Raw genomic sequence first — 3,408 nt, 5'->3', positions numbered from 1 at the left:
ATGCGGGTCACGCCGCGACAGGCATGAGACACAGCTTCAGACGGTTGTGATAAATTAAGCAGCAGGCTTGCGTTGCTGGAACTGGCCGGCGGCGCGGTAGCGCCAGAGATAGCTGGGCAGGATCGTCGCGATCGATTGCGGCTGGATGCCGAGCCCTGCAAGCGTCCTGTTGGTCTTGTTGGCGGCGTCCGAAACGATGTTGTGCTCGCGCAACTGCGTCACCTGGTCCTTGGTCAGCAGCGGATTGGGCAACAGACCGAGGATCGAGGCCTGGATGTTGGCCACCCACCACGGCACCGGCACCAGCAGCCGCTTGCGCTCGATCACGTCGAGCAGCTCTTCCATGCACTGCTTGAAGGTGAGCACCTTCGGTCCACCAAGTTCATAGATCTGGCCGCCATCCACCTTGCCGTCGACCGAGCGCGCCACCGCTTCGGCCACGTCGCCGACATAGACCGGCTGGAACTTGGTCTGGCCGCCGCCGATCAGCGGCAGCACCGGCGAATAGCGCGCCATGTTGGCGAAGCGGTTGAAGAAGCCGTCTTCGGGTCCGAAATTGATCGACGGCCGGAAGATCACGGCGTCCTTGATCGTCTCCAGCACAGCCTTTTCGCCAAGCGCCTTGGTGCGCGCGTAGTCTGATTCGGAGTCCAGATCGGCGCCAAGCGCAGAAATGTGGGTCAGGCCGGCGCCGACCGAGCGTGCGGCCTCGGCCACTGCGCGGGCGCCGAACTCGTGCACGGCGGAGAATTTCTGCCGGCCGCTCTCATGCAGGATGGCGACCAGATTGACGACGTGGTCGGCGCCCTGCACGGCGCGGTCTACCGACCAGCGCACGCGCACATTGGCCTGCACCGGCTGGATCTGGCCGACATTGCCAAGCGGCTGCAAATGGCCGGCAAGATCGGGCCGCCGGCAGGCGACCCGGATGCGATAGCCGCGCTTGGCCAACGCGCGCACGACATGGCGGCCGACAAAGCCTGACCCGCCAAAGACGACGACGAGCTTTGGGGTCTGCAGGATTTCGGTCATGGCTGGCTCCGGCGCTCGCAAGCTTGGCTGAAGCCGTTTCATAATCCGTTTCGTGCCAAAGGCAAAGGGCGACGCGTCGTCGCTATCAGCCTGTCAGAACGCTTTGCCCATACGGGCGTCGACCGAATGGCGGTTGCCGCCGCGAATGACGAAGAAGAGCAGGATCGCCGCCCAAAGCAGCGACTTTTCCGCGCCCGAATAGCCTTGGTCCATCGTGACCCAGTGGAACCAGACCGTGACCAGCAGCACGAACAGGCCGGCAAAGGCGGCCGGCCGCGTCAAAAACCCGATGGCAATGAAGATGCCGCCGAAGAATTCAGTGCAGGCCAGAAGCAACGACCACAACGCGCCCGGATAGAAACCGAGACCCTCGACCATCTCGGCAGCGCCGAAAGGATTGGTGATCTTCTGCGAACCATGGATGGCGAAAAACCCGCCGGCGACGACGCGAAGAACGGTTTCGGCACCATCGTGCAGAGCCGCGTAAAACCTGCCAAGGACCGGGATGACAAGGGCGTTGCGGGGGTTGTCCGTGCTTGCCGACATTATAGCTCCTCTGTTTTGCTCAATCAGCGCAAACGGCCGGTCGGGTCGGCCGAAGTCAAATAAACAAAAGTTGACCAAAACAAGAATGTTTTATTCATTGTGCGTCAAAACGCAGAAAACCCCGCCGAAGCGGGGTTTTCCGGGTGACATCCATGCGAAGTCAGGGGCCGACGGAGCGGCCTGACCTGAGACGGTATCAGGAGGGCGTGAAGCAAGTACGCCCACCCCAGCCCTGAACATCCGACATGGTGCCACCAACCTTCTTGCAGGCGGCGACGAAATCGGCGCTGCAATTGGCGAATTTTGCATGGCCGTTCTTGCAGTAATGGTCTTCGGTGGCGCCGCCGCTCGGGGCGGCGATGACACCCGGGCTGGTCGGCTTGGCCGGCGCGGCCTTCAGGGTGGCTGCCTGTGTGGCACCCATGAACGAGCCGAGCAGAAGGACGGCGGTCAGCATGGTGATCTTGGTGTTGGTCATGACAATTTCCTTTGATTTGGGTTGAGGTTTCCGAGGCGCGAAGGACCGGCCTTCGCGTGATGCAGGCTTTCGATTTCGGTTTGCTGCTTCCCCCGGTGTGGATCGGGCAAGCTCGCCTTGCCCTGGACAAAGCTGGGTCGCAGCAAGGCGCGGAAAGGTTCAGCAGCGCGCAAAGAAAATCGCACCGCGCCGCGCCTGCGGCGGGCAGATTTCAGATAACTATTTGATATAAAAAACTATTCAGGAAGAATAGCGTGCGGCGAATTCGGAAATGCGCTGCACCACCGCCTTGGATGCCGTGATGCCCCGCGCTTGCGCCTTCTCGGCGGCCTCTGCGCGGGCACGACCGGGCACATGCACACCGAAGCGCCGCCGCAGCCGGTCGAGCTGGTCCTTCATCCGCTGCTCGAAATCCGGATCGAGCAGCTTGGGTTCGATAGCAAGCACGAATAGTCCCGTGCCGGGGCTGTCCGGCCCGCCGCTGAACCATGGCGCGTCGAGCGACCAGTTGGCGCCCGACAGGCCCGCCGCCAGCACCTCGACCATCAGCGCGATGTTGGCGCCGCGCTGGCCGCCGAAGGCGAGCATTGCGCCCTTCATGGCGGCGGCGGGATCGGTGGTCGGGTTGCCGCTGGCGTCCAGCGCCCAGCCTTCAGGGATCGTCTTGCCCTCCTCGGCCGCTTTGCGGATGTTGACGAAAGCGGTGGCGCTCGACGACTGGTCGATGACCAGCGGCGCCCCGTCGGCGGCGGGGGCGGCAAACGACATCGGGTTGGTGCAGTAGACTGGCTTGACCGAGCCCGAGCCGGCAAGTACGGCCGGGCCGTTGGTGGCGGCGAACGACACCAGCCCGAGTGTTGCCAGCCTTCCGGTGAAATAGCCGAGCGCGCCGCATGTATAGGCGTTCTTCTGCGAGAAGATGGCGACGCCGAACAGCTTTGCCGCCTTGGCGAGGTCGTCGATAGTGCGGTCGAAGCCGGTATGCGCCAGCCCCCGGCGTGCATCGGAGAGATAGACCGCAAGCGCCGGCCGGGTGATCACCGGGTCGGCATTGCCGTCGATGCGTCCGGCTTCCAGCGCCTCGAGATAGTCGATGAAATGCGACAGACCGACCGAGGAAAGCCCTTCGGCCTCGGCTGATATGATCGAAGCAGTGAGCGATTGTGCCGCTTCCTCATTGGCGCCAGCGCCAAGTGCCGCCATCCGGCACAGTCCTTTTGCCTGGTCGAGACTGAGTTGCATGATGGCAATCCTAGGGGAGTAAGGGAATAGGGGAATAGGGGAATGGTGAGCAGTGAATAGCGAATGGGGATGGAATTGTGAACGTGAATAGTGGCTGGCTACTCCCCTAC

4 protein-coding genes are annotated in these 3,408 nt (G+C 62.8%); all 4 read right to left on the bottom strand.

Features of this window, described 5'->3' with window-relative positions; translation table 11 throughout:
• Positions 1 to 54: 54 nt before the first annotated feature.
• Positions 55 to 1,032 (bottom strand): complex I NDUFA9 subunit family protein, encoded by a 978-nt coding sequence (locus EN906_RS27610; RefSeq protein WP_127270317.1) that lies wholly within the window; start codon positions 1,030 to 1,032, stop codon positions 55 to 57.
• A gap of 93 nt (positions 1,033 to 1,125) precedes the next feature.
• Positions 1,126 to 1,578 carry a DoxX family protein gene (locus EN906_RS27605; protein WP_127270318.1) on the bottom strand — a complete coding sequence of 151 codons (453 nt, stop codon included), beginning with the start codon at positions 1,576 to 1,578 and terminating at the stop codon, positions 1,126 to 1,128.
• 196 nt (positions 1,579 to 1,774) lie between these two features.
• Entirely contained in the window at positions 1,775 to 2,056 is a 282-nt protein-coding gene (locus EN906_RS27600; RefSeq protein ID WP_127270320.1) for a hypothetical protein, read from the bottom strand.
• Positions 2,057 to 2,296: 240 nt separating this feature from the next.
• Positions 2,297 to 3,298 (bottom strand): Ldh family oxidoreductase, encoded by a 1,002-nt coding sequence (locus tag EN906_RS27595; RefSeq protein ID WP_164749058.1) that lies wholly within the window; start codon positions 3,296 to 3,298, stop codon positions 2,297 to 2,299.
• Between the last annotated feature and the right edge of the window lie 110 nt (positions 3,299 to 3,408).

Origin of the sequence: Mesorhizobium sp. M7A.F.Ca.CA.004.06.1.1, from assembly GCF_003999135.1 — a bacterium.
Lineage (GTDB): Bacteria > Pseudomonadota > Alphaproteobacteria > Rhizobiales > Rhizobiaceae > Mesorhizobium.
The sequence above is the reverse complement of the archived record's forward strand: the minus strand, read 5'-3'. Positions and strand labels throughout refer to the sequence as shown.